The sequence below is a fragment of the Pseudomonas sp. 25 R 14 genome, assembly GCF_900004755.1.
In the GTDB taxonomy this organism is placed as follows: Bacteria; Pseudomonadota; Gammaproteobacteria; order Pseudomonadales; family Pseudomonadaceae; genus Aquipseudomonas; species Aquipseudomonas brenneri.
In genome coordinates, this window is sequence record NZ_CVTS01000069.1 from 155,500 (window position 1) to 180,787 (window position 25,288).

The following is a 25,288-nucleotide window of genomic DNA, read 5'->3' on the forward strand; positions in this document are numbered from 1 at the left end:
ATGAGCCAGGTTGTCGTTTATTCCAGCGATTATTGCCCCTATTGCATGCGAGCCAAGCAGTTGCTCCAGAGCAAAAAGGTTGCCTTCGACGAGATCAAGGTCGATGGCAAGCCCCAGGTGCGTGCCGAGATGGCCCAGAAGGCGGGGCGCACTTCCGTGCCGCAGATCTGGATCGGCAGCAGGCATATCGGTGGATGCGACGACCTGTTCGCCCTGGAGCGCGCCGGTAAACTGGATGCGCTGCTTCACGTCTGACTCCAAAAACCTAAAAGACCCCAAGATCAAGAAGGATCTGCGAGATGACTGACCAACAGAACACCGAAGCGGCAGCAGAAGAGGCTCAAGGCCCACAGTTTTCCCTGCAGCGTATCTACGTGCGTGACTTGTCGTTCGAGGCCCCTAAAAGCCCGGCGATCTTCCGCCAGGAGTGGACTCCAAGCGTTGGCCTGGATCTGAACACCCGTCAAAAGCAACTGGAAGGCGACTTCCACGAAGTCGTGCTGACCCTGTCGGTCACCGTGAAGAACGGTGAAGAAGTGGCGTTCATCGCTGAAGTGCAACAGGCCGGTATCTTCCTGATCCAGGGCCTGGACGATGCGTCCATGAGCCACACCCTGGGCGCGTTCTGCCCGAACATCCTGTTCCCGTATGCCCGCGAGACTCTGGACAGCCTGGTCACCCGTGGTTCGTTCCCGGCGCTGATGCTGGCCCCGGTGAACTTCGATGCCCTGTACGCGCAAGAGCTGCAGCGCATGCAACAGGAAGGCGCGCCGACGGTTCAGTAAGCCTTCGATGCATAAAAAAGCGCCATCACAGGCGCTTTTTTTATGCACTGCTAACGCCTGTAGGCGCGAGCTTGCTCGCGAAAAGCGTCAACGATGACGCAGCGCTATTAGGTCGCCCACGTCGCCTGTTGGTTTTTCGCGAGCAAGCTCGCTCCTACAGGGAGAAGGGGTGTTACTTGAAACCGAGCTGGCGCCAGCCTTCGTAGACGGCAACGGCCACGGTGTTGGACAGGTTCAGGCTGCGGCAGCCCTCGCGCATCGGCAAACGCAGGCGCTGGCCGTCGGGCAGGGCGTCGAGTACCTCGGCCGGCAAGCCACGGCTTTCCGGGCCGAACAGGAAGGCGTCCCCCTCGGCAAAGCTGGCATCATGAAACGGCCGCGAACCTTTGGTGGTGAACGCAAACAGCCGTGGATGGCCCAGGCTTTCCAGGCAACTGGCAAGGTCGGCGTGGCGTTGCAGGGTGGCGTATTCGTGATAGTCCAGGCCTGCGCGACGCAGGCGCTTGTCGTCCATCTCGAAGCCCAGCGGCTCGATCAAATGCAGGTGGCAGCCACTGTTGGCGCACAGCCTGATAACGTTGCCGGTATTCGGCGGAATTTCTGGTTGAAAAAGGATGACGTGAAACATGCACGGCTCCGAAGGTAAAGATGCAGCGCATTCTACCCCTGAAGATGATCCCAGGCCGCAGCTATTGCCCAGAGTCTTGGGCTCACTGGCGATTGTCGGCCTGATGGTGGGCCTGATGATCGGTCGCCTGACCACCCCGGACCCGGTTGAGCTGCTCCAGGTGGAGCCTGCAACCGATGGCCTGGTGGTGTGGTTCAACAGCGAGCCGAAGCTGCACGGCGAACATATCGACGGCACCGTGGCGCTGCTGTTCGACGCGCTGGGTACGGCCCAGGCGGGACAATTGAAGGTCAATGACAAGGATGTGAACTGGCGGGTGCGCAAGGCTGACAAAGGGTTGCTGCTGAACCTGGTGGCGGCGCGGCCGCTGCGCGGGGAATGGTCGGGCAAGGCGGTCGATGACCGCTGGCGGCTGGAGATCCATCTCCTGGAGCAATAAAAGAGGGAGTTCCCGGCCTGCCTGTACCAGGGCTCCCAAAACGGTGTGAAGCTCGAATTAAAGAGGGGATTCTCGGCCTGCCTGTACCAAGGTCCCCGAAACTGGGTAGTACAAGGGTTATTGCAGGGTGCGTGCCAGAGTTGGCTGAGGGTGCAAAAAATCTTATCCAGAAAGCGAAAAGCCCCGATTTACGGGGCTTTTGTGTTTTCGGCGCTCAGGATTTCTGTGAAAACGACCCTGGGTTTGTGCGCGATGCCGGTTCGCGGTGCGTTGAAGCGGTGCACGATCCCGCGACAGGATGAAGATCCCACAGGGGGGATCTTCAGTGGCCTGGAGGGCTGTGCTCAGCCCTCTTCTCCCTCGTCATCCTCCCCGCCATCAACCTTCATCCCCAATTCCTTGATCTTGCGGGTCAAGGTGTTGCGGCCCCAGCCCAGCAGCACGGCGGCGTCACGCCGGCGGCCGGCAGTGTGCTTGAGGGCGGTCTCGATCATGATCCGCTCAAAGGTTGGCACGGCGCTGTCCAACAGGCTCGACTGGCCACGGGCCAAAGCCTGGTCGGCCCATTGGCGCAGGGCTTGTTCCCAGTTGGTCACCGGCGCCGAATCCTGCGGCAGGCTCAACAACTCGGGTGGCAGGTCGCTGATATGCACTTCGCGCCCGGACGCCATCACCGTGATCCAGCGGCAGGTGTTTTCCAGCTGGCGCACGTTGCCTGGCCACGGCAGGTTCTTCAGGTATTCCTCGGTTTCCGCCTTCAGTAACTTGGGCTCCACCGCCAGCTCCTGGGCAGCGCGGCTGAGGAAGTGACGGGCCAGGGTCGGGATGTCTTCGCGGCGGTCCGACATCCGTGGAATATGGATGCGGATCACGTTGAGGCGGTGGAACAAGTCTTCCCGGAACTTCCCGGCGTGTACCAGGGTTTCCAGGTTCTGGTGGGTCGCGGCGATGATCCGCACATCGACCTTGACCGGCGTGTGGCCACCCACGCGGTAGAACTCACCGTCAGCCAGCACCCGCAGCAGCCGGGTCTGGGTATCGGCCGGCATATCGCCGATTTCATCCAGAAACAGTGTGCCGCCATCCGCCTGTTCAAAACGGCCACGACGCAGGTTGGCCGCGCCGGTAAACGCGCCTTTTTCATGACCGAACAGCTCGGACTCCATCAGGTCCTTGGGGATTGCCGCCATGTTCAAGGCGATGAACGGCGAGGCGGCCCGTGGGCTGTGACGGTGGAGGGCATGGGCGACCAGCTCTTTGCCGGTGCCGGACTCACCGTTGATCAGCACGGTGATGTTGGAGTGGCTCAAGCGCCCGATGGCGCGAAACACTTCCTGCATTGCCGGCGCTTCGCCGATGATCTCCGGGGTGCGGGTCAGTGTGGGCACGACGGCCTGGCCCTGCTGTTCCTGGGCGTGCTGGTTGGCGCGCTTGACCAGCGCCACCGCTTCATCGACATCGAATGGCTTGGGCAGGTATTCGAAGGCACCACCCTGGTAGGACGCGACAGCGCTATCGAGGTCCGAGTGCGCGGTCATGATAATCACCGGCAAGCGCGGATGCTGCTCGCGGATCCGCGCCAGCAAGTCCAGGCCACTGGCGCCGGGCATGCGGATATCGGAGATGATCACATCAGGCTGCTGGCGTGCCAGGCGGCTCATCACCCCGTCAGCGCTGTCGAAGCTCTGGGTGGTCATGCCTTCCTGTTGCAAGGCTTTCTCCAGGACCCAGCGGATGGAACGGTCGTCATCGACGATCCAGACAGTTTCACTACGGCTCATGTCGATGGGGCTCCTTGTTCCAGTGGCAGAAAGATCGAAAAGGTCGTGTGGCCGGGATGGCTGTCACATTCGATCAAGCCCTGGTGCTGGCTGATGATGTTCTGGGTAATGGCCAGGCCCAGCCCGGTACCGTCCGGGCGGCCGCTGACCATCGGGAAGAAAATGGTTTCCTGCAGTTCGGCCGGGATGCCCGGGCCGTTGTCGATGATCTCGACCTTGGTCACCAGGCGATGGCGCACGTGGCCGATGGTGAACTGGCGCAGGGCGCGGGTGCGCAGGCTGATGCGGCCCAGACGCAGCTCGTTCTGGCTGCTGATGGCCTGCATGGCGTTGCGCACGATATTGAGTACCGCCTGGATCATCTGCTCGCGGTCGATCAACACGTCGGGAATACTCGGGTCATAATCGCGCACCAGGGTGATGCAGCCCTGGCTTTCGGCCTCCACCAGCTGGCAGACGCGCTCCAGCACTTCATGCACATTGGTCATCGCCAGCGACGGCAGCTTGTTGGAGCCGAGCATGCGGTCCACCAGGTTACGCAGGCGGTCGGCCTCCTCGATGATGACGTTGGTGTAGTCCTTGAGGTGCTCATCCGGCAGCTCGCGGGCCAACAACTGTGCGGCGCCGCGAATCCCGCCCAGGGGGTTCTTGATCTCGTGGGCCAGGCCGCGCACCAGCATCTTGCTGGTTTCTTGCTTGGACAGTTGCGCCTCTTCCTTGGTGATCCGCAGCAGGCGATCACGGGGGTGGACTTCCAGCAGCAGCAGGGTCGCACCTTTGCTCAGGATCGGCGTGACCGCGTAATCAACGGTCAGGGTCTGGCCGGTGAGGGCGGTGAGCATCGCTTCGCGCTTGGTGAACGGGTGGGCTTGCTCCACGGCCTGGCGCAGCGAACTCAAGGCCTCGGCGGACTCGGTGAACAGCTCGCTGATGAATTGCCCATGGCTGCGCTGACCGCTGATGGCCAGCAGCATCTCTGCCGCGGGGTTCATGTACTCAAGGCGCAATTGGTCATTGAGCAGGATGGTCGCGGTGGTCAGGTTGTCGAGTAGCAAGCGGTGCAGTGCGTCGCTGATGGTCATTAGGACCTCTTTTGGAGCAAGGCGCGGGCTTGAGGCTCACGCTGATACCAGGAAAATGCAAAAACCAAACCAAGGCTCCGAAAAGAAGCGTAAATGCCCTGAAATAAGGGCTTGAGGCGCGAAACAATGGCGCTCTGCCAGCCAGTTCGGGAGATTTCGACCCAAAATGGGTTGGCCTGTGGGCGTGGGTGCAACCTATCGCACCAATATAGTGCGAATCACTGCATTCTGTTCATCGATCAAATATTTCCTGAAAGCACCCAATCAAACTGTAGGGGCTGGCTTGATGGGGTTTGCAAAGGTGGATCGTCATTATTCCAGGCAAAAAAAGACCTCCCGAAGGAGGTCTTTTTGTCACGCCACGTTAAGCAGCGCTACCGGATCAGCAGCTGTAGTACAGCTCGTATTCCAGTGGGTGTACGAAGGTGCGGACCTTGATTTCTTCTTCGCTTTTCAGGGCGATGTAGGCATCGATAAAGTCGTCGCTGAACACGCCGCCTTTGGTCAGGAACGCACGGCCCTTGTCCAGCTCTTCCAGGGCTTCTTTCAGGCTGCCGCACACTTGTGGGATTTCCTTGGCCTCTTCAGGCGGCAGGTCGTACAAGTTCTTGTCGGCGGCGTCGCCTGGGTGGATCTTGTTCTGGATGCCGTCCAGGCCAGCCATCAGCAGTGCAGCGAAGCCCAGGTACGGGTTGGCTGCTGGATCCGGGAAGCGGGCTTCGATACGGCGAGCACGCGGGCTGGACACGTAAGGAATACGGATCGAAGCGGAACGGTTGCGAGCCGAGTAGGCCAGCATTACCGGTGCTTCGAAACCTGGGACCAGACGCTTGTAGGAGTTGGTCGACGGGTTGGTGAAGCCGTTCAGGGCCTTACCGTGCTTGATGATACCGCCGATGAAGTACAGGGCGGTGTCCGACAGGCCGGCATAACCTTCGCCAGCGAAGGTGTTCTTGCCGTCTTTGGCGATGGACAAGTGAACGTGCATACCCGAACCGTTATCGCCGTACAGAGGCTTAGGCATGAAAGTAGCGGTACGGCCGTAGGCAACGGCAGTGTTGTGTACGCAGTACTTCAGGGTCTGGACTTCGTCAGCCTTGGCTACCAGGGTGTTGAACTTCACACCGATTTCGTTCTGGCCGGCAGTGGCCACTTCGTGGTGGTGCACTTCGATGACCAGGCCCATGTCTTCCATGGCGTTGCACATGGAGGTACGGATTTCGTGGTCGTGGTCGAACGGCGGAACTGGGAAGTAGCCACCTTTGATGCCTGGACGGTGGCCATGGTTGCCGCCTTCCACGTCCTGGTCGGACATCCACGAACCTTGTTCGGAGTAGATCTTGAACATGGAGCCGGAGATGTCAGACTTGAATTTGACTTGGTCAAAGATGAAGAATTCTGGCTCCGGGCCCACGAATACAGTGTCACCGATACCGGTCGACTTCAGGTATTCCTCGGCACGCTTGGCGATCGCACGTGGGTCGCGGTCGTAGCCTTGCATGGTCGAAGGCTCGATCACGTCGCAGACGATGATCAGGGTCGACTCTTCGGTGAATGGGTCGAGGACTGCAGTGGAGTCGTCCGGCATCAGGATCATGTCGGAGGCTTCGATGCCTTTCCAGCCAGCAATGGAGGAGCCGTCGAACATTTTGCCTTCTTCGAAGAAGGCGTCATCCAGCGCGTCGCGAGCCGGCATGGTCACGTGGTGCTGAGTGCCTTTGGTGTCCGTGAAGCGCAGATCAATCCATTTAACGTCATGATCTTTGATGAGTTGAACCGACTTCGACATAGTGTCCTCCGGGTGGCTTCGGGCTTGGGTAGTGGAGTAGCCCTTAGAATGTGGGTGATGCCGGCGCGGATAGTCCGCCATGGCAACCTGCCTCACAAGAGAGCAAATTGCATGCCAGTGCCCCGACATGGGTTTTTTGCCTCAAAATCGCTCCTATAAAGGTGCAAACCGTCAAAACGGCAAAAATAGCGCACTGCAATGTAGCGCAATCCTCTGCAAATGCACCTGTTTGGTGCGCTGCATGCCGTTTGTATATTAACTGGTTAAACCTTGAGCTATTTCCGCTATAATCCGCGCCCCCCTTTTTCGGCTGGCCCTGTGCGCGCTGTTTCCATGAAATTAATCGTTAAAGTCTTCCCCGAGATCACCATCAAGAGCCGACCGGTACGGATGCGTTTCATCCGTCAATTGGCCAAGAATATCCGCGCCGTGCTCCGTGACCTGGACCCGGCTGTGGTGGTGAATGGTGTGTGGGACAATCTCGAACTGGAAACCCGCGTTACCGACCCTAAAGCCTTGAAAGATATGACCGAGCGCCTGAGCTGCATGCCGGGCATCGCGCATTTCCTGCAGATTGACGAGTACCCGCTGGGCGATTTCGACGACATCACCGAGAAGTGCAAGCAGCACTACGGCGCCCAACTGGCGGGCAAGATTTTTTCCGTGCGTTGCAAGCGTGGCGGCAAGCACCCGTTCAGCTCCATGGACGTCGAAAAATACGTCGGCAGCAAGCTACGTCGTGAGTGCGGCGCCGCTGGAATTTCGCTCAAAGAGCCGCAAATCGAAGTTCGCATCGAAATTCGCGACCAACGGTTGTATGTGATCCACAGCCAGCACAACAGCATCGGCGGCTACCCGCTGGGCGCGCTGGAGCAGACCCTGGTATTGATGTCCGGTGGTTTCGACTCCACCGTGGCGGCCTACCAGATCATGCGCCGCGGCCTGATGAGCCACTTCTGCTTCTTTAACCTGGGCGGGCGTGCACACGAATTGGGCGTGATGGAAGTCGCGCACTATATCTGGAAGAAGTACGGCAGCTCCCAACGTGTACTGTTTGTCAGCGTACCGTTCGAGGAAGTCCTGGGAGAAATTCTCGGAAAAGTCGATAACGGTCATATGGGCGTCGTATTGAAGCGTATGATGTTGCGCGCAGCGTCGAGAATCGCCGACCGTCTGCAAATCGAAGCGCTGGTGACCGGCGAGGCGATTTCCCAGGTCTCCAGCCAGACCCTGCCGAACCTGTCCGTGATCGACTGCGTGACCGACAAGCTGGTATTGCGCCCGCTGATCGCCAGCCACAAGCAGGACATCATCGACCTGGCCAACGAAATCGGCACCGCGGATTTCGCCAAGCACATGCCAGAGTACTGCGGGGTCATCTCGGTGAACCCCAAGACCCATGCCAAGCGCTACCGCGTGGAGCATGAAGAGAAAGAATTCGACATGGCGATTCTGGAGCGAGCGCTTGAGAACGCCAAACTGGTGCCGATTGATCGTGTAATCGATGAACTGGGCCAGGATGTGCAGATCGAAGAAGTCAGCGAGGCCCTGGCCGGCCAGATCGTCATCGACATCCGTCACCCGGATGCCGCTGAGGATGAGCCGCTGGAAATCGCTGGCATCGACGTGCAAACGCTGCCGTTCTATGCACTGAACGCGCGTTTCAAGGAACTGGATAACAGCCGTCAGTACCTGCTGTATTGCGACAAAGGCGTGATGAGTCGCCTGCATGCCCACCATTTGCTCAGTGAGGGGCATGCCAATGTGCGCGTTTATCGACCGAGCTAAGAGCCCGGGGCTGTTTGCCTGTGGCCTGCGTCACCGGCCCCCCGACTCTGCCGTCAAGCTGTAACGGCAAGGCCTGACTCTACTGTTAATCGCTGCCACGACCTGTCAGCACACCGAATCCTCTGATCGAGATACACAAGTGATCGAAAATCTACGTAACATCGCCATCATTGCCCACGTTGACCATGGTAAAACCACCCTGGTAGACAAACTCCTGCGTCAATCCGGCACCCTGGAGCGCAACGAGCTCAACGACGAGCGCGTGATGGACTCCAACGACCAGGAAAAAGAGCGCGGTATTACCATCCTGGCGAAAAACACCGCCATCAACTGGAACGGCTACCACATCAACATCGTGGACACCCCGGGCCACGCCGACTTCGGCGGCGAAGTTGAACGTGTAATGTCGATGGTTGACTCCGTTCTGCTGCTGGTTGACGCTCAAGACGGCCCTATGCCGCAAACCCGTTTCGTGACCAAGAAGGCTTTCGAAGCCGGCCTGCGTCCGATCGTGTGCATCAACAAGGTTGACCGTCCAGGCGCGCGTCCGGACTGGGTTCTGGACCAGATCTTCGACCTGTTCGACAACCTGGGTGCTACCGAAGAGCAACTTGATTTCCAAGTGATCTACGCTTCGGCCCTGAACGGTATTGCCGGTCTGGAACACACCGCCATGGCGGAAGACATGACCCCGCTGTACCAGGCGATCGTTGACCACGTGCCACCACCGAAAGTTGACCGTGACGGTCCGTTCCAGATGCAAATCTCGGCACTGGACTACAACAGCTTCCTGGGTGTTATCGGCGTTGGCCGTATCGCTCGTGGTAGCGTCAAGCCGAACACCCCGGTTGTGGCTATCGGCGCCGACGGCAAGAAGCGCAACGGTCGTATCCTCAAGCTGATGGGTCACCACGGCCTGCACCGTATCGACGTTGAAGAAGCTTTCGCCGGCGACATCGTTTGCGTGAGCGGCATGGACTCGCTGTTCATCTCCGACACCCTGTGCCAGCCGGACACTGTCGAGGCGATGAAGCCTCTGACCGTTGACGAGCCAACCGTTTCCATGACCTTCCAGGTAAACGACTCGCCTTTCTGCGGTAAAGAAGGCAAGTTCGTGACTTCCCGTAACATCAAGGAACGTCTGGACAAAGAGCTGCTGTACAACGTTGCTCTGCGCGTTGAAGAAGGCGACTCGGCTGACAAGTTCAAGGTTTCCGGCCGTGGTGAGCTGCACCTCTCGGTACTGATCGAAACCATGCGTCGCGAAGGCTTCGAAATGGGCGTTGGTCGTCCGGAAGTGATCATCCGTACCGTTGACGGCGTGAAGCAGGAACCGTTCGAGAACGTCACCATCGACACCCCGGAAGAATCCCAGGGCAAGGTGATGGAAGAGATGGGCCTGCGTAAGGGCGACCTGACCAACATGGTGCCGGATGGCAAAGGCCGTGTGCGTCTGGAATACAACATCCCTGCTCGTGGTCTGATCGGTTTCCGTAACCAGTTCCTGACCCTGACCAACGGTGCTGGCATCCTGACCTCGATCTTCGATCGCTACGACACCATGAAGTCCGGCGATATGTCCGGCCGTCAGAACGGTGTTCTGGTATCGGTAGAAACCGGCAAGGCGCTGACCTACTCCCTGGAAACCCTCCAGGCACGTGGCAAGCTGTTCGTTGAACACGGTCAAGAGATCTACAACGGCCAGATCGTTGGTTTGAACAGCCGTGACAACGACATGGGCGTCAACCCAACCAAAGGCAAGAAGCTCGACAACATGCGTGCTTCGGGTAAAGACGAAACCATCGCCCTGGTTCCACCTGTTCGCTTCACCCTGGAACAGGCCCTGGAATTCATCCAGGACGACGAGCTGTGCGAAGTGACGCCGAAGTCCATCCGTCTTCGTAAGAAGATCCTGGACGAAGGCGAGCGTACCCGCGCTGCCAAAAAGGCCAAGAACTGATACTGGGTTCTAGCTGAATAAAAACGCCCCCGGTCGAAAGGCCGGGGGCGTTTTTTTATGCCTGCAGTTTTTGTGGTGTCTGGCCTGGCCTCATCGCGGGCAAGCCCGGCTCCCACATTGACCGAGTTTATTCAGGATGAACGCGATCAACTGTGGGAGCTGGCTTGCCTGCGATGGCGATCTGTCAGGCAACAAACATTTAGAACTTGTCGAGCGTACGCAGCTTGGTCTCACGCACCACTTCCTTGGGCTTGTACGCGCAATACCCCGGCCGTGGCCCGATCTTCGGGTGGTTACGGCAGGTATCCGGGCGCTTGTCATAAATAGTGCAGAAGCGCGTCTTACGATCCAGGTACAGGCAGTCGTTGTTGCTCATGCGCTGCAGGGTAAAGATCTCGGATTTGGAGTTGAAACGCTCGACGATGCCTTCCTTCTGCAAACGCTTGGCGATGTTCTTCGGCGGGTCACCGCGCTCGAATTCGTCGACGATGCCAATGCGGATCAAATCCTTGATCTTCACCTCAACCGGCAGGGTGCAGCAGTTGGACGTGCAGCCGCCGCACATGTGGCTGGAGTATTTCTGCCACGTTTCGAGACGGTCGAGTTCCGCGGCGGCGATCAGTTGAGGCTTCATCAGGTTTCCAAGAGGGGCTTTGTCCGGGCGCGCGATCATACCGGGATTGGTGATTTTTTGAACAATATTTTGCGGGTTTCGGCTCAAAGGCTGATTCGCTGCCTGAGTTGGGCACGGCCCCTGCATCTAATTCCTGCGCCAGGCAATCAGTGAAAAAACTGCCGAACCGTCAGCCATGCCGTTTGTCAGACCGTCTAGGCTCTAGGATTTCCCTTCTTCTATCTCGCCCGAGGTCGCACCGATGTCTCAGGAACCGCTTGTACGAGAAGCAGAGGTAGCCGCATTTCGCGATGCCGTCTTGACCAAACTCACTTACGCGGTGGGCAAGGATCCCGATCACGCCTTCGACCACGACTGGTTCGAAGCCATCGCCCTGGCGGCGCGCGACCATATGGTCGATCACTGGATGGACCATACCCGGCATATCTACCGGCGCGGGCAGAAGCGGGTGTATTACCTGTCCCTGGAGTTCCTGATTGGCCGTCTGCTGTTTGACAGCCTGAGCAACCTCGGCCTGCTGGAGGTGGCGCGCGAAGCTCTAGGCGAGTTGGGCGTGGACCTGGAGCGCATTCGCCTGCTGGAGCCCGATGCGGCCCTGGGCAACGGTGGCCTGGGACGCCTGGCCGCGTGCTTTATGGAAAGCATGTCGACCCTGGGTATCGCCGGCCATGGCTATGGTATTCGCTACGAGCACGGCCTGTTTCGCCAGGCGATTGTCGATGGCTGGCAGCAGGAACAGACCGAACGCTGGCTGGATTTCGGTAACCCCTGGGAGTTCGAGCGCGCCGAGGTGATTTACCCGATCGGCTTTGGCGGCAGCGTCGAGACTGTGCTGGATGCGTCCGGCAAATCAATCCAGGTCTGGACGCCCAACGAGACCGTGCGCGCAGTGGCCTACGACACGCCGGTCGTTGGCTGGCGCGGTGCCAGCGTCAACACCTTGCGCTTGTGGCGTGCGCGGGCCGTGGAAGACCTGCACCTGGAGCGCTTCAATGCCGGCGACCATTTGGGCGCCGTGGCCGAAGTGGCCCGTGCCGAAAGCATCTCCAGGGTGCTTTACCCGGCCGACAGCACCGAAGCAGGGCAGGAATTGCGCCTGCGCCAGGAATACTTCTTCGTTGCCGCCTCTTTGCAAGACTTGCTGCGCCGCCACAAAAACATGCACGGCTCGGTACTGAGCCTGGGTGAACACGCGGCGATCCAGCTCAACGACACTCACCCCTCGATCGCCGTGGCCGAATTGATGCGCCAGTTGGTCGATTTGCACGATATCGCCTGGGATGCGGCCTGGCAGGTCACCGTCGAGACGCTGTCCTACACCAACCACACCTTGCTGCCCGAAGCCCTGGAAACCTGGCCGGTGGGCCTGATGGAGCGCATGTTGCCCCGGCACATGCAGATCATCTACCTGATCAACGCCCAGCACATCGACTCGCTACGGGCCAAGGGCATTCACGATTTCGACGTACTGCGCGCCGTATCGCTGATCGAGGAAGACAACGGCCGCCGCGTACGCATGGGCAACCTGGCGTTTCTCGGTTCCCATAGCGTCAACGGCGTTTCCGGCCTGCATACCCAATTGATGCGCAGCACGGTGTTTTCCGAACTGCACAAGCTCTACCCCGACCGTATCAACAACAAGACCAACGGCATTACCTTCCGCCGCTGGCTGTTCCAGGCCAACCCCAAGCTCACTGCGATGCTGGTGGAGGCCCTTGGGCCGGACATTCTCGACAACATGGAACAGCGCCTGGTAGAGCTGGAAACCTTCGCCGAGAAAGACGCCTTTCGCAAAGCCTTCGCCGAGCAGCGCCTGCACAGCAAGCGGGTGCTGGCGGACATCATCCACGAGCGCCTGGGCATTTCGGTCAACCCGGCGGCGATGTTCGATGTGCAGGTCAAGCGCATCCACGAATACAAGCGCCAGTTGCTCAACCTGCTGCACACCGTGGCCCTGTACCAGGCGATTCGCGCCGAGCCCGAAGTGGACTGGGTGCCACGGGTGAAGATCTTCGCCGGCAAGGCAGCGGCCAGTTATCACCAGGCCAAGCTGATCATCAAGCTGACCAACGACATCGCCCGCACCGTGAACAACGACCCGACCGTGCGTGGCTTGCTCAAAGTGGTGTTCCTGCCCAACTACAACGTCAGCCTGGCAGAAAACATCATTCCGGCGGCTGACCTGTCGGAGCAGATCTCCACCGCAGGCTTCGAGGCCTCGGGCACCAGCAACATGAAGTTCGGCCTCAATGGTGCGCTGACCATCGGCACCATGGACGGCGCCAACGTCGAGATGCACGAACGCATCGGCGGCGAGCACATGTTCATTTTCGGCCTGAGTGCCGAGCAGGTCGAAGCACGCAAACAGGCCGGAGAATTTAATGCCAGCCCTGATATTGCCGCCTCCCACCGCCTGAACGACGTGCTGCAAGCGATCCGTGGCGGGGTGTTCTCGCCGGACGATCCGGGCCGTTATGTGGGGCTGATCGACTCGTTGATCTACTACGACCGTTTCCTGGTGTGTGCCGACTTTGATTCCTACTGGGACGCCCAGGCGCGGGTCGAGGCCCATTGGCATGATTCCAAGGAATGGTGGCGTTCGGCGGTGCTCAATACCGCACGCACGGGTTGGTTCTCCTCGGACCGCACCATCCGGGAATATGCGACCGAGATCTGGAAAGCCTTGGACTAGACGGCGCAAAGCGAGGTGTGACGGGCTTGTGTGGGAGCTGGCTTGCCTGCGATGCAGGCGCCTCGGTGTATCAGTGACACCGAGGGGATGCTATCGCAGGCAAGCCAGCTCCCACACAAGCCTCCCACGTTGGGATTGCATCGATATACTAGGCCTCGGTTTGCTTAGGGATCTCGACCATGCAATGGATGTTCATGCTGATTGGCCTGGTGCTTGGCTGGGCACTGGATGAATCGTTCAGTGACGCAGGCTTCGGTGCGCTACTGGGTTTGGGGATTGGCCAAGCCATTCGTCTGTCGAACCTGGGCAGCGCCTTGAAGGCTCTGGAGCAACGCCTCGCGGTGCTGGAAAAGCCGCCTCAAGTCGAACCGCCCATTGCTGAACCCGTGGCTGCGCCCGAGCTGGTCTGGGAACTGCCCGCCGAACTGCAACCGACCTATCCCCCCGAACCCAGTCAGCCACTACCGGACGACCTGTGGAAACCTGCCGCTGCTGCGCGCGTCGCTGAACCCGAAATCCCCCGCGGCCCCAACCTGATCGAGCGTGCCATTTTGGGGGCGCGCAACTGGCTGCTGGGCGGCAATACTGTGCTGCGCGTGGGCGTGGTGCTGCTGTTTCTTGGCCTGGCCTTTTTGCTGCGTTATGCCACTGAAGGCGTCGATGTGCCCATCGAACTGCGTTACGCCGGGGTTGCTGCCTGCGCCCTGGGCTTGCTGGGCCTGGGCTGGTGGCTGCGCCTGCGCAACGGCAATTACGCGCTGATCCTGCAAGGCACCGGCATCGCCGTGTTGTACCTGACGGTATTCGCCGCCATGCGTCTGCACCCTTTGCTCGACCCCGGCGCGGCACTCGGCCTGCTGGTGGCGGTGACGCTGTTTTCGGCGATCCTCGCGATTACCCAGGACGCCATCGGCCTGGCCTGCGCCGCCGCCCTGGGCGGTTTCGCCGCGCCGATCCTGGCGTCCACCGGCGAGGGCAGCCATGTGGCGCTGTTCAGTTACTTCACTTTACTCAACGTTGGCATCCTCGCCATTGCCTGGTTCAAGGCCTGGCGCTTGCTCAATGTGATTGGCTTTGCCGGCACCTTCGGCATTGGCTTTGCCTGGGGGATTCGCTCCTATACGCCGGAGTTGCTGTGGAGTACCGAGCCGTTCCTGATTGTGTTTTTCCTGATGTACCTGGCCATCGGCCTGCTGTTTGCGCGGCGCAAACTCCTGGAAATGAGCGACGCCCCGGCCGATGACAGCCGTGGCGCACTGCTGCGCTGGTCGGCGGCCAAGGGCGATTATGTCGATGGTGGCCTGTTGTTCGGCCCGCCGATTGTGGCGTTCGGCTTGCAGTTCACCCTGGTGCAACACCTGGCGTTCGCACCGGCATTCAGCGCGTTGGCGTTGGGCATCATCTATATGCTCCTGGCGCGTGTGCTCAGTGGCGGGCGTACGGTGTTGCTCGCAGAAACCTGCCTGGCCCTGGGCGTGATCTTTGCCAGCCTGGCGATCCCGCTGGGCCTGGATGCGCGCTGGACGGCTGCGGCCTGGGCGGTGGAAGGCGCTGGGATCTTCTGGCTGGGCCTGCGCCAGCAGCGCTTGCTGGCGCGCGGGTTTGGCCTGTTGCTGCAACTGGGGTCGGCACTGGCGTTTCTCAGTGAGTTGGAGGCGGGCGAACACACACTGCTTGAGGGGGCACCGTTGGGCGCGTTGCTGCTTGGCGTGGCATTGCTGTTCAGCTTCTGGCAACTGCGCAAGGCGGGCGATGGGCAGGTGTCTGGCTGGGAGCGCTACGGCTTGCCGGTGTTGGCCGGCTTGGGGCTGGGCGGCTTGTACTTGCTGGCGCCGTTGCTGTTGTCGATTAACGGTACGGCAATCAGTTGGGCGCTGGCGGGCGCGGTGACGCTGTTTGTCGGCCTGCACATCGCTTCGCGCACCTTCCTGTTCGCGGGGCTTGCTGTGCAAGTGCTGGGCGGCGCATTGCTGTTGTGGTGGGCGCCATGGATCGATGAAGAGTGGCCGGCGTTCCGGCACCTCGCATTCTGGGCGCCGATGCTCGTGGGCCTGGCGGCATTTGTGGGCGCCTGGCGTTTGCAGGGTACGGGTCAATCGTCGGTGTTTGACGGGCTCAAGTTGCCGCGCATCTCGGACGGGCTGCTGGCCTGGGGCGTGATCTGGTGGGCGTCGGCGTTGAGCAACGAAGTGCTGCGCTTCACACCACCGGAGTTGCAAGCCACGTTCCTGTTGGTTGCCGCGGCGGCCAGTGTGGCGCTCTGGACCCTGTTGGCCGTGCGCCTGCGCTGGGCATCGCTGGGCGCCCTGAGCCTGTTGCTGATGCCGGCGGCGGCGATGGTGCTGCTGGTCTCGGCGCATCGTTATTATCACCCGGCGGCCGAATTTGGCTGGCTGGCCTGGATCAGCGTGTTCGCCGTGCATTTCATCGCGCTGCGCCGGTTGAGCAACGTGGCGCCGGTCAAAGCCCTGAGCATCGCCCATGTGCTGGGCTGCTGGATGCTGATCGGCATGCTCGCCCTGGAGTTGCGCTATGGCTTGCTGGTGCTGTCGGTGCAATACAACGCCTGGCGTTGGCTGGGCTGGGCGATTTTCCCAAGCCTGTACCTGATCGCCATCGCTGCGCCGCGTCAGTGGCCGTGGCCGATATCTGCCTATTCGCGTGAATACCGCCTGCTGGCGGCGCTGCCGTTGGCCGCGCTGATGCTGGTGTGGTTCTGGTTGGCCAATATCTTCAGCGACGGTACCGCCAAGCCGTTGCCCTATGTGCCGTTGCTCAACCCCTTGGACCTTGGCCTGCTGTTCGCGCTGTTGGGCGTGTACTTGTGGGCGCGCAGCGCGGCGCCGCAATTGGGCGGGCGCACCCCATGGATTGCGCAGGGCGTGGCCGGGGTTTCGTTGTTTGCCTTCTTCACCGCGTTGGTGATGCGTGCGGCGCACCATTGGGGTGGCGTGCCGTTTCATCTGGATGCGTTGCTGGAGTCAATGCTGGTCCAGGCCGGTCTGTCGATTGTCTGGACCCTGATTGCCCTGGGCCTGATGATCGGCGGTCACCTGCGCAATCGTCGGGAGGTGTGGCTGATTGGCGCGGCGCTGATTGGCGTGGTGGTCGCCAAGCTGTTCCTCGTCGAGCTGAGCAACCGTGGCGGCCTGGAGCGGATCGTGTCGTTTATCGGCGTGGGCGGACTGTTGCTGGTGGTGGGGTATTTCGCCCCGCTGCCGCCCAAGCGTGAACCCCAAGGAGCAACCTCTTGATCGGCAAACTGAGCATCACACTGCTGGGCCTGTGTACCGCGTTCACGGCAGGTGCCCGGGAAGCCCCCGCTGATTTCAGCAGCCAGGCACCACTGGCGATCAGCGGCGAAGGCCCCTGGTACACACTGGAGCTGCCGTTGGCGGTGCAATTGAGCGCCCGCCAGGCCGATCTCAGTGATGTGCGGGTGTTCAACGCGGCCGGTGAACCCCAGGCGTATGCGTTGGTGCGCCAGTCGGCTGAAAACGCAGACAGCCTGGCCCGCCTGAAGGGGTTCCCGTTGTACGCCGTCGACAACACTGGCGAGACCGTACCGGGCGTGCGCGTGCAATCCAGCGCCACCGGAACCTTGGTCCAGGTGCAACCGATGGGTGAGTTGCCGACCAGCGTGCAGGTGCGTCGTGGTTGGTTGCTGGATGCCAGTGCAATCAAGGCGCCGCTGCAAAAGCTGATCCTCGACTGGAGCAGTGAGCATGACGGTTTCCAGCGTTTCAGCATCGAAGCCAGCGACGATTTGCAGCACTGGCGATCCTGGGGCGAAGGGCAGGTGGCGCGCCTGGCATTTGCCGACGAACGGGTTGAGCAGCGTGAAGTGGTTTTACCCGGACAGTCCACCCGCTACTTGCGGTTGTTATGGAAAGGCCAGGCCGCGCCGGAGCTGACGTCGATCCAGGTGCAGAGCACTCACAGCCAGCCATTGCCGCTGGTGTGGTCGCAGCCACTGGCCGGTAGCGTCATCCAGCCTGGGCAATACAGCTGGCAGTTGCCCACCGCGCTGAACATCGAGCGGGTCCGCATCGAGTTGCGCCAACCCAACAGCCTGGCTCCAGTTGGCCTGCTGGGGCGCCAGGACAGCCAGCAGGTGTGGCAACCGTTGAGTCGTGGCTTGCTCTACCGCTTGACGCAGGGTGGGCAAGAAGTCACCCAGGATCAATTGCAGTTGCCCGGTTACCCGGTCCAGCAACTCAAGCTGGATGTCGATGAGCGCGGCGGTGGCTTGGGGGCCCAGGCACCGGCGTTGAGCTTTGCCGTGCGGGCCACGCAATTGGTGTTTCTGGCACGGGGCGAACCGCCGTTTACCCTGGCGGTGGGCAATCCGTCGGCCAAGGCGGCGAACCTGTCGTTGACGACGCTGATTCCTGACTACAGCCCCCAGCGTCTGGCCGGTTTGGGCCAGGCCAGGCTCGATGGCGAGTGGCGGCTCAATCCACCTGTCGCACCCAAGGCCGCAGGCATCAACTGGCAGGCAGTCGGCCTGTGGGCCGTGCTGTTGCTGGGCGTGGCGGCACTCGGGGCGATGGCCTACAGTCTGTTGCGCAAGCCTGTGCCCAAGCCCTGAGCCGGGGGTTGCATGAACTCTGTCAGGGTTATCTCGTCTGATAGGAGGAAATGCGCCCCGACTCGCGCTAAACTGCGCGGGTTTTTAGCCCCCCCATTCTCCGGAGCCGTCCATGTCCCGCGTTACCCTGAGTCGCTATTTGATTGAGCAGACCCGCAGCAACAACACCCCTGCCGATCTGCGCTTTTTGATCGAAGTGGTGGCGCGTGCTTGCAAGGAAATCAGCCACGCCGTGTCCAAGGGCGCGCTGGGCGGCGTCCTGGGCAGCATGGGCACTGAAAACGTGCAAGGCGAAGTGCAGAAGAAACTCGACGTGATTTCCAACGAAATCCTGCTCGAAGCCAACGAATGGGGCGGTCACCTGGCCGGCATGGCGTCCGAAGAAATGGACAATGCCTACCAGATCCCGGGCAAATACCCCAAGGGTGCCTACCTGCTGGTATTCGACCCGCTGGACGGTTCGTCGAACATCGACATCAACGCGCCAGTCGGCACCATCTTCTCGGTACTGCGTTGCCCGAACGAATACCTGAGCCAGAACGAAGCCCTGAACGAAAAGGCCTTCCTGCAGCCAGGCACCGAGCAGGTTGCTGCCGGTTATGCGATCTACGGCCCACAGACCATGCTGGTGCTGACCCTGGGTGATGGCGTCAAGGGCTTCACCCTGGACCGTGAAATGGGCAGCTTCGTGCTGACCCACGAAGACATCTCGATTCCTGCCTCTACCCAGGAATTCGCGATCAACATGTCCAACCAGCGCCACTGGGAAGAGCCGGTCAAGCGCTACGTCAACGAGTTGATGGAAGGCGAAGAAGGCCCGTTGAAGAAGAACTTCAACATGCGCTGGGTGGCCGCGATGGTCGCTGACGTACACCGCATCCTGACCCGTGGTGGCTTGTTCATGTACCCACGCGACAGCCGCGAGCCGTCCAAGCCGGGCAAACTGCGCTTGATGTACGAAGCCAACCCGATGTCGTTCCTGGTCGAACAAGCCGGCGGTGCTTCCACCGACGGCCACCAGCGCATCCTCGACATCCAGCCTGAAGGCCTGCACCAGCGTGTAGCGGTGTTCCTGGGCTCCAAGGAAGAAGTGGCGCGTGTGACCGGTTACCACAAGAAGGCGTAACGCCTTCTGTAGGAGCGAGCTTGCTCGCGAAAGTATTCCAGGCGCATTGTTGCGTTGGCTGTACTTTTTTCGCGAGCAAGCTCGCTCCTACAGTGAACCTTGCGCGTCAGATCAAGCCCCGAAACGTTTCAGCGTTGCGGGGCTTTTTATTGGATAAGGTTTTTGAGTAGCAGTGCCTGCAGGTTTCTACGTGTGTCGGCAATGATGTGGATGTAGAGGGTCTTGTCTCGGACTTCGTAGATGATCCGGTTCATTGCGCAGATAACTTGTCGGTACTGGGTCAGGTTCAGCTTTTCGATTTCTTCCGGCATCGAGCCTGCATACGGTTGGGTTTCCAGGCGGCGTAAAGCCTGTTTAAGCAACTCGTAAGTCTGTTGCCAGGTTGATGTAGAGAACTGTCGCGTGAGGTAGGACTTGAGTTCTTTCAGATCGTTTTTTGCAGATTGAAGAATAACAACTCGATAAGTCATTGAGCTTCGTCCTGATCCAGTTCAGCGAACACGTCCTCCATATCCTGAAACTGGCCCAGCTCAATTTGTCGGTTGCCTAGTGCCAAAAGCTTCAACAGCGCCATCGTTTCCGCTTGCTCTTCAAAGCTCTTCACATCCATTACGACTAATTTGGCCTCACCATTTTGGGTGATGACCAGCGGTTCGCGGCTTTCTGTGAGGTTCTTGACGATCTCTGCGGTATGGCTTTTCAGGTAACTGATCGGTTTTATCTGGGATGAGAATTTCATTACAAGACCCCTACTTGAAATTAGGACTGATTTTAGTCTTAATTTAGTTGTTTCTGGTCTGTTCAATCAGCCTGATCGACGAAAGGCGGCGATCTACTCGTTTAAAAATTTTCGAAAAAGGCCATTTTGTAGAAAAAAGAAATACCACCCCCTTCCGGGAACCAGACCCCCCTTTTCCCTTCTAAGCTTCTGGCAGATCCCCACTGCTGCGTGTCCCTCCAGGAGCTCTACCATGTCGTTACGCCGTATCGCCCTCTTGTGTTTTTGCGTCCTGCTGGCCGCTTGCAGCAAGGTCACCCAGGAAAACTACCAGAAGCTTTCGGCTGGCATGGCCAAGGCCGAGGTGGAGTCATTGCTGGGCAAGCCCACTGATTGTTCCGGCGCGCTGGGCATGTCCAGCTGCACCTGGGGCGACAAAACCAGCTTTATCAGCGTGCAGTACGCCGGTGACAAAGTTCTGATGTTTTCCGGGCAAGGCCTGAAGTAAACCGGGGCGAAAGCCTGCGGGAGAAGAAGAATGATGCGTTTTGTTTTGTACCTTTGCGCCAGCCTGTTTTTGGCAGGCTGCGCCAGCCATTCTGGCGATGATCTGCAACCCAAGACTGTCGGCAGTGTCAACCTCAAGCGTTACCAGGGCACCTGGTACGAGTTGGCCCGCCTGCCCATGTACTTCCAGCGTAACTGCGCGCAGTCCGAGGCGCGTTACTCCCTGCTGCCCGATGGTGACATGTCAGTGTTCAACCGCTGCCTGACCACCGAGTGGAAGTGGGAAGAAGCCAAGGGCACGGCCACGCCGCAAGTACCGGGCAAGACTGACAAGCTGTGGGTCGAATTCAACAACTGGTTCACCGCATTGCTGCCGGGTGTGGCCAAGGGTGATTACTGGGTGTTGTACGTCAGCGATGACTACAAGACTGCCATCGTCGGCAGCCCGAGCCGACGCTACATGTGGCTGCTGTCGCGAACGCCGACTGTCAGCGCCGAAACCCGCGAAGACCTGCTGAGCAGGGCACGCCAGCAGGGCTACGACACCACGCGTTTGATCTGGCGTACGTCGGATAAGCAGATGGCGAAGACCTCGCAGTAACCTGGCCACGGGTCGATTAAAAAAGGCGGGCTTGCCATACAAGCCCGCCTTTTTTTGCACTCAGGTTTTTGCCCTGGCAGGGTGCAGGCACTCAATCGATTGATCGACGGTGGTCTTGGCCATTTCCAGTAGATGCCACACCGCCAACACCTTCGCCCGCTCGGGGCTCTCCAGCGACTCTGTGCAATCGAGTGCCGTCGCGCAGGCACTGTCCAGCAGGCTGGCGGTATAAAGCAACGCATCTTCGAAGCTCAAGTCTGCGTGGGTGCTGTGAACTTCCCGGGTCGGCAGGTAATGGTCGATGGCGCGGTTGAACGCGGCGCGGTCTTTGGCGGGATCACGAGGTGGGTCGGGGACAAGTTTATGCATGGCGAAGCTCCTTGTGAGAATCGGAGCCGGTCCGTCGCGACTAAACGAAGGGTGGCGGCTGTACGCAGGTTAGTCGACCGGCCACAAGGAAATCCGGCGCACCCGAGGGTGCCCTGCGCACAGCCACCATAAAACTTCATGGGACCATGCACCTTGTGATGTACCGGGCGACTAAACCCGATCACTGATGAGCAGTGACGGAGCGCAGGCTAGCCATCGATTCCAACAGACACAAGGCGGCAGGGATTGTCTCGGAAACGTCCTGCAATTTAAAGGGACACGCCTTGCTGGCCCTTTACAAACCATGACCAAATTGTAGGAGCGAGCTTGTCTCCGGGCGGCGTTCCGACGAAAAACTTACAGGCGCCGCATTCATTCAGTAAGCACGCGTTATCGTTGACGTTTTTCGCGAGCAAGCTCGCTCCTACAGAGGGCTCCGGCGTCGATGATGGATTTTGATGGCTGTGCTGATGAGGATTCGCTTCTGGCCAGCGCGCGAGGCTGAGTTAAATACCCGCCTTTTCCTCTGAACGGCCCCACCCCATGGACAACTCCGATATTGCGATCACCCTGGTCCTGATCTCCGCCTTTATGCACGCCACCTGGAATGCGGTGGTTCGGGCCGGTAGCAGCCGTTTCATGACCCTGGCCCTGGTCGATGGCACCGCATTGCTGATCTGCCTCGCGGCGCTGCCGCTGGTCGATGTGCCGAGCCTGCAGGTCTGGGGTTATGTCCTGCTTTCGGTGGTGCTCAATACGGTCTATCGACTGTTTCTGATCAAGGCCTATGAAACGGGCGACTTCGGCCAGGTCTACCCGGTGATGCGCGGCGTGCCGCCGGTATTGGTCGCGCTGTTTTCCTACTTTCTGCTGCACGAACACCTGTCGTTCCAGGCGATGGCGGGGGTGCTGTTGATCTGCCTGGGGATTATCAGCCTGACGTTTGTGCGCAGGATGACGGCGCACAGGCTCAGGCCGATCCTGATGGCGGTGGGCGCGGGGGTGTTTATTGCGTCCTACACAGTAGTGGATGCCAAGGGTGTAAGAGCCAGTCAGACGGTACTGCAATACATCATCTACCTGACTGTGTTCCAGAGCATTCCGATTCCGCTGCTGGCGTTTTTGAAAGCGCGTACGAGTTTCGTCCAGGCAATTCGCAGCCATTGGCGGGTAGGCATGCTGGGCGGTATTTTTTACCTCGCGTCCTACGGCCTGGTGTTGTTCGCGCTGTCGCTGGATGCGGTCGCCAAGGTGTCAGCGCTGCGGGAAACCAGTGTTATTATCGGCGCCATTATTGCCGCGCTGTTCTTCCATGAACGGTTCGGCTGGCGGCGGATGCTTTCGGCGCTTGTCATTGTTTGCGGGATCATCCTGATCAAAGTGAGCACCTGATGGCCCAGCGCCCACCCCCGACACCCATGCTTCAAGCGTTTGTCAGTGCCGCACAGACCGGCAGTTTCGCTCGTGCAGCTGCTGGCCTTAACCTCACCGCCAGCGCCATCAGTCACCAAATTTCCGGACTGGAGGAGTGGTGGGGCGTGCAGTTGTTTGAGCGCCACTCGCGGGGCGTCAAGCTGACCGACGCCGGGCAGGCCTTGTTGCCGGTGACGGCTGGTTTTTTCAACGAGTTGGATGCCGTGCTGCATTCGCTCAACCTGAGCACACCCCAGCCGCTCTATTTTTCGTGCACCTCGTCCCTCTGTTCGACATGGTTGACTCCCAGGCTGCATGGCTCTCATGCAGAGGCTTCGTTCAATCTGGATCTGGTGTTGACCAGTACCGATAACCTGGGTGCCCATCAATACGACGTCGCGGTGGTGATGGGGTACGGCGACTATCCGGAGCATCATGTCGAACTGCTGATGCGTGATGGCGTGTTCCCGGTCTGCTCGCCGGAGTTTGTGCGGGCCAATGGCGATATTGCGCTGGAGGATATCGCGCGGCACTCGTTGATTCATCGGGTCGACGATCAAGTGTGTCCAGGCTGGGACGGCTGGTTTGCATTCCAGGGGATGGCGCCTGTGCCGTCTCACCATGGCCCGCGGTTTGCGGATTCCAGTCAGGCCATCAGTCTGGCGGTCAAAGGCGGCGGGATTGCTCTGGGCAGGACGGCGCTGGTGTATGACGCGCTGAAAGAGGGGAGCCTGCTGGCTTTGAACTGTCCGGTGATGATGTCACCGGCGGCGTACTACATCATTTGTCGAAACGGGCGACAGTCTGAGCCGGATATCGCCCGGCTATTTGCTTGGCTCAAGGCGACTGCCGATGAGTTTGTGGGAGAAGTCCGCGAGCAGTGTCCGCAAATCTGTAGCTGAAGAGGTCCATGTAGGAGCTGGCTTGCCAGCGATAGCGGTGGGTCAGCCAATGAATTTATTGACTGGCAATCCGTCATCGCTGGCAAGCCAGCTCCTACAGTGGGATGTACTGTTAGGACAGTAGGTCTCTAAGAACCTGCGTGAAGGCCCGGCTGCTCTCTTCCTCGCCAGCATGCCGCCCATCGCGCACCACCCACTGGCCATTGACCAGCACATCACGCACTTGGCGATCACCCCCGGCGAACAGCCAGCGGTTGAGAATCCCGTCTTCACTGGCCGTCGCCAGGTACGGATCATTGCCGTCCAGCACCAGCCAGTCCGCACGCTTGCCCACTTCCAGTCGGCCAATCGGCTGGCCCAAGGCCTGGGCGCCACCGTCCAGGGCTGCGTCGAACAACGTACGCCCGACCATCGGTTGATCGCTGCGATACAGCCGGTTACGCCGCTGGTCGCGCAGGCGCTGGCCGTATTCCAGCCAGCGCAGTTCTTCGACCACGCTCAACGACACATGGCTGTCAGAGCCAATCCCCATGCGCCCACCCTGGGCCAGGAAGTCCACCGCCGGGAAAATCCCGTCGCCCAGGTTGGCTTCAGTGGTCAGGCACAGCCCGGCAATCGCTCGGCTCTGGGCCATCAGCGTCACTTCTTCGGGGTTGGCGTGGGTGGCGTGCACCAGGCACCAACGCTGGTCGACGTCGACATTGTCATACAGCCATTGCAGCGGGCGCTTGCCGCTCCAGGCCAGGCAGTCGTCGACTTCCTTTTGCTGTTCGGCGATGTGGATATGTACCGGGCAGGCCTTGTCGCTGGCGGCCAGAACTGCGCTGATCTGTTGCGGCGTTACCGCGCGCAATGAGTGGAAACACAGGCCCAGTTGCTGCGCCGGTTGTGCGGCCACTATCGGTTGCAAACGCGCTTGCAGGTCCAGGTAGTTTTCGGTGCTGTTGATAAACCGGCGCTGGCCGTCGTTCGGTGCCTGGCCGCCAAAGCCTGCGTGGCTGTACAGCACCGGCAACAACGTCAGGCCGATGCCGCTGCTGGCTGCCGCCAGGCTGATCTGGCGTGACAGTTCGGTGGGGTCGGCGTACGGCTGGCCGCTGACATCGTGGTGCACATAGTGGAACTCGGCGACTGAGGTGTAGCCGGCCTTGAGCATCTCGATATACAGCTGGCGGGCGATGACCTGCAATTGCTCGGGGCTGATCTGGCCGACCATGCGGTACATCAGGTCGCGCCAGGTCCAGAAGCTGTCATTGGGGTTGCCGGCGACTTCCGCCAGCCCCGCCATGGCCCGCTGGAATGCGTGAGAGTGCAGGTTCGGCATGCCCGGCAGCAACGGGCCCCTGAGCCGCTCGGCACCGTCTGCGCTGGCATTGGCCGTCACGTTGGTCAGCAGGCCATCGGCGCTGACTTCAAGACGTACATCGTTGGCCCATCCATTAGGCAGCAGCGCGCGTTCGGCAAAGAAAGCGGACATGATCAA

The 25,288-nt window shown here is 60.0% G+C and carries 22 protein-coding genes; 13 read left to right on the forward strand and 9 right to left on the reverse strand.

Annotation, left to right across the window (positions count from 1 at the left end; genetic code table 11):
- Positions 1 to 255, forward strand: a complete 255-nt coding sequence (gene grxC / locus BFQ03_RS28330) for a glutaredoxin 3 (RefSeq protein ID WP_065944517.1) — start codon at positions 1 to 3, stop codon at positions 253 to 255.
- A 44-nt stretch (positions 256 to 299) separates the two neighbouring features.
- Positions 300 to 785, forward strand: a complete 486-nt coding sequence (secB, locus tag BFQ03_RS28335; RefSeq protein WP_065944518.1) for a protein-export chaperone SecB — start codon at positions 300 to 302, stop codon at positions 783 to 785.
- Between the two features lie 172 nt (positions 786 to 957).
- On the opposite strand, the gene BFQ03_RS28340 is transcribed toward secB, so the two are convergent.
- Positions 958 to 1,413, reverse strand: a complete 456-nt coding sequence (locus BFQ03_RS28340; RefSeq protein ID WP_032862277.1) for a tRNA (cytidine(34)-2'-O)-methyltransferase — start codon at positions 1,411 to 1,413, stop codon at positions 958 to 960.
- Between BFQ03_RS28340 and BFQ03_RS28345 the strand changes: the two genes are divergently transcribed.
- The gene (locus BFQ03_RS28345) at positions 1,412 to 1,852 is read left to right on the forward strand and encodes a hypothetical protein (protein WP_032862276.1); all 441 of its coding nucleotides are present in this window, start codon (positions 1,412 to 1,414) and stop codon (positions 1,850 to 1,852) included. The two genes, BFQ03_RS28340 and BFQ03_RS28345, sit on opposite strands and share 2 nt — an antisense overlap.
- Positions 1,853 to 2,196: 344 nt before the next feature.
- On the opposite strand, the gene ntrC is transcribed toward BFQ03_RS28345, so the two are convergent.
- From ntrC to glnA, 3 genes are all read right to left on the reverse strand, one after another.
- On the reverse strand, positions 2,197 to 3,633 hold the full coding sequence (gene ntrC, locus BFQ03_RS28350) for a nitrogen regulation protein NR(I) (RefSeq protein ID WP_032862275.1): 1,437 nt from the start codon (positions 3,631 to 3,633) through the stop codon (positions 2,197 to 2,199).
- A complete protein-coding gene (gene glnL, locus BFQ03_RS28355) occupies positions 3,630 to 4,715 on the reverse strand; it encodes a nitrogen regulation protein NR(II) (protein WP_032862274.1) in 1,086 nt (361 codons plus the stop codon). Before glnL ends, ntrC begins: the two co-directional genes overlap by 4 nt.
- A 382-nt stretch (positions 4,716 to 5,097) precedes the next feature.
- A complete protein-coding gene (gene glnA, locus BFQ03_RS28360) occupies positions 5,098 to 6,504 on the reverse strand; it encodes a glutamate--ammonia ligase (protein ID WP_032862273.1) in 1,407 nt (468 codons plus the stop codon).
- A gap of 333 nt (positions 6,505 to 6,837) precedes the next feature.
- Here glnA and thiI point away from each other — a divergent pair, with 333 nt between their 5' ends.
- On the forward strand, positions 6,838 to 8,292 hold the full coding sequence (thiI, locus tag BFQ03_RS28365) for a tRNA uracil 4-sulfurtransferase ThiI (protein ID WP_032862272.1): 1,455 nt from the start codon (positions 6,838 to 6,840) through the stop codon (positions 8,290 to 8,292).
- A gap of 139 nt (positions 8,293 to 8,431) precedes the next feature.
- Positions 8,432 to 10,252 carry a translational GTPase TypA gene (gene typA, locus BFQ03_RS28370; protein WP_024072901.1) on the forward strand — a complete coding sequence of 607 codons (1,821 nt, stop codon included), beginning with the start codon at positions 8,432 to 8,434 and terminating at the stop codon, positions 10,250 to 10,252.
- Positions 10,253 to 10,451: 199 nt separating this feature from the next.
- Here the strand turns inward: typA and BFQ03_RS28375 are convergent, their stop codons facing one another.
- Positions 10,452 to 10,886 carry a YkgJ family cysteine cluster protein gene (locus tag BFQ03_RS28375; RefSeq protein WP_032862271.1) on the reverse strand — a complete coding sequence of 145 codons (435 nt, stop codon included), beginning with the start codon at positions 10,884 to 10,886 and terminating at the stop codon, positions 10,452 to 10,454.
- Between the two features lie 241 nt (positions 10,887 to 11,127).
- On the opposite strand from BFQ03_RS28375, the gene BFQ03_RS28380 reads away from it, so the two are divergent.
- The 4 genes from BFQ03_RS28380 (at position 11,128) to BFQ03_RS28395 (ending at position 19,295) form a co-directional block, all read left to right on the forward strand.
- Positions 11,128 to 13,578, forward strand: a complete 2,451-nt coding sequence (locus BFQ03_RS28380; RefSeq protein ID WP_065944519.1) for a glycogen/starch/alpha-glucan phosphorylase — start codon at positions 11,128 to 11,130, stop codon at positions 13,576 to 13,578.
- 179 nt (positions 13,579 to 13,757) lie between these two features.
- A complete protein-coding gene (locus tag BFQ03_RS28385; protein WP_065944520.1) occupies positions 13,758 to 16,832 on the forward strand; it encodes a DUF2339 domain-containing protein in 3,075 nt (1,024 codons plus the stop codon).
- On the forward strand, positions 16,832 to 18,169 hold the full coding sequence (locus BFQ03_RS28390; RefSeq protein ID WP_065944543.1) for a DUF3999 domain-containing protein: 1,338 nt from the start codon (positions 16,832 to 16,834) through the stop codon (positions 18,167 to 18,169). Before BFQ03_RS28385 ends, BFQ03_RS28390 begins: the two co-directional genes overlap by 1 nt.
- 112 nt (positions 18,170 to 18,281) lie before the next feature.
- Positions 18,282 to 19,295 (forward strand): class 1 fructose-bisphosphatase, encoded by a 1,014-nt coding sequence (locus tag BFQ03_RS28395; protein ID WP_032862268.1) that lies wholly within the window; start codon positions 18,282 to 18,284, stop codon positions 19,293 to 19,295.
- 146 nt (positions 19,296 to 19,441) lie between these two features.
- On the opposite strand, the gene BFQ03_RS28400 is transcribed toward BFQ03_RS28395, so the two are convergent.
- Entirely contained in the window at positions 19,442 to 19,765 is a 324-nt protein-coding gene (locus tag BFQ03_RS28400; protein WP_032862267.1) for a type II toxin-antitoxin system RelE/ParE family toxin, read from the reverse strand.
- Positions 19,762 to 20,034 (reverse strand): type II toxin-antitoxin system Phd/YefM family antitoxin, encoded by a 273-nt coding sequence (locus BFQ03_RS28405; RefSeq protein ID WP_032862266.1) that lies wholly within the window; start codon positions 20,032 to 20,034, stop codon positions 19,762 to 19,764. Before BFQ03_RS28405 ends, BFQ03_RS28400 begins: the two co-directional genes overlap by 4 nt.
- Before the next feature lie 232 nt (positions 20,035 to 20,266).
- Here BFQ03_RS28405 and BFQ03_RS28410 point away from each other — a divergent pair, with 232 nt between their 5' ends.
- Together BFQ03_RS28410 and BFQ03_RS28415 are read left to right on the forward strand one after the other, a co-directional pair.
- Positions 20,267 to 20,521, forward strand: coding sequence for a lipoprotein (locus tag BFQ03_RS28410; RefSeq protein ID WP_032862265.1), 255 nt, complete (start codon positions 20,267 to 20,269; stop codon positions 20,519 to 20,521).
- Positions 20,522 to 20,551: 30 nt separating this feature from the next.
- Positions 20,552 to 21,121, forward strand: coding sequence for a lipocalin family protein (locus tag BFQ03_RS28415; RefSeq protein WP_065944521.1), 570 nt, complete (start codon positions 20,552 to 20,554; stop codon positions 21,119 to 21,121).
- A 60-nt stretch (positions 21,122 to 21,181) separates the two neighbouring features.
- Here the strand turns inward: BFQ03_RS28415 and BFQ03_RS28420 are convergent, their stop codons facing one another.
- A complete protein-coding gene (locus BFQ03_RS28420; protein ID WP_065944522.1) occupies positions 21,182 to 21,490 on the reverse strand; it encodes a DUF6124 family protein in 309 nt (102 codons plus the stop codon).
- A gap of 543 nt (positions 21,491 to 22,033) precedes the next feature.
- Between BFQ03_RS28420 and BFQ03_RS28425 the strand changes: the two genes are divergently transcribed.
- Both BFQ03_RS28425 and BFQ03_RS28430 read left to right on the forward strand, forming a co-directional pair.
- Positions 22,034 to 22,882, forward strand: coding sequence for an EamA family transporter (locus BFQ03_RS28425; RefSeq protein ID WP_032862262.1), 849 nt, complete (start codon positions 22,034 to 22,036; stop codon positions 22,880 to 22,882).
- Positions 22,882 to 23,805, forward strand: a complete 924-nt coding sequence (locus tag BFQ03_RS28430; protein WP_032862261.1) for a LysR substrate-binding domain-containing protein — start codon at positions 22,882 to 22,884, stop codon at positions 23,803 to 23,805. The genes BFQ03_RS28425 and BFQ03_RS28430 overlap by 1 nt, the downstream gene beginning before the upstream one ends.
- Positions 23,806 to 23,917: 112 nt before the next feature.
- Here the strand turns inward: BFQ03_RS28430 and BFQ03_RS28435 are convergent, their stop codons facing one another.
- Positions 23,918 to 25,282, reverse strand: a complete 1,365-nt coding sequence (locus tag BFQ03_RS28435) for a formimidoylglutamate deiminase (RefSeq protein ID WP_032862260.1) — start codon at positions 25,280 to 25,282, stop codon at positions 23,918 to 23,920.
- Between the last annotated feature and the right edge of the window lie 6 nt (positions 25,283 to 25,288).